2 protein-coding genes are annotated in these 705 nt (G+C 61.4%); both read right to left on the bottom strand.

Annotation, left to right across the window (positions count from 1 at the left end; all coding sequences use genetic code 11):
- The coding region (locus tag XI09_RS46055) for a transposase (RefSeq protein WP_442869553.1) at positions 1 to 249 on the bottom strand (249 nt) is incomplete at its 3' end.
- Complete coding sequence (locus tag XI09_RS46050) at positions 237 to 629, bottom strand: IS5 family transposase (protein WP_442869552.1); 393 nt, start codon at positions 627 to 629, stop codon at positions 237 to 239. The genes XI09_RS46050 and XI09_RS46055, both read right to left, overlap by 13 nt.
- Positions 630 to 705 lie beyond the last annotated feature (76 nt).

Below are 705 nucleotides of genomic sequence, written 5' to 3'. Positions count from 1 at the left end.
CTGGCGATAGAGCCTTTTGCTGTAGGGAATCGGCTGACTGCGGCTGGTCGTGGACGGAATGACCGCCTGAGCGCCCTGCTCGGCGAGGAGCTTTCGCAGACTGTTGGCGTCGTAGGCTTTGTCGGCGATCAGCCGCTGGATAGGTCCGGCTGCCGCAAGAAGGGCTGGTGCCAGCGCGATATCGTTGATGTTACCTGGCGAGAGCAGCAGGACGCAGGGACGTCCTTGGTCATCGGTTACGGCGTGGATTTTCGTCGTCCGGCCACCGCGCGAACGGCCGATGGCCTGCCCGAAGTCCCCCCTTTTCCGCCGGCGGCCGACCGGTGCGCTTTGATGTGGGAACTGTCGATAGCAACCGATCCGACGATGCCGGTCTTGCCGGTCAAAGCCTCGAACATCTCGAACCAGAGCCCCTGCCGGCTCCAACGGTTGAACCGATTGTAGATCGTCGTGTAGGGACCATACTCCGGCGGACAATCTCGCCAGCGCGCTCCTGACCGTAGCATGTGCACGATCCCGCTGATCACCCGCCGGTCGTCCACACGATGCGCACCTCGCCGTCCACGTGGCAATAGCGGTTCAAGGCGCTTCCACTCCGCATCGCTCAACCAGTAAAGTTGTTTGCGCATAAAGGCCTCCCCGCGTCGGAAGACCTTGAATCACGAATGAGCCCGCATGAGAATCTTTAATGAGTACGGACCCTAG

Origin of the sequence: Bradyrhizobium sp. CCBAU 11386, assembly GCF_028128955.1 — a bacterium.
Classification (GTDB): Bacteria; Pseudomonadota; Alphaproteobacteria; order Rhizobiales; family Xanthobacteraceae; genus Bradyrhizobium.
This window is presented reverse-complemented; position numbering and strand designations above follow the sequence as displayed.

Coding starts and splice junctions, on each gene's coding strand:
- XI09_RS46050 (WP_442869552.1), bottom strand. CDS start 629: ATGCGCAAACAACTTTACTGGTTGAGCGATGCGGAGTGGAAGCGCCTT.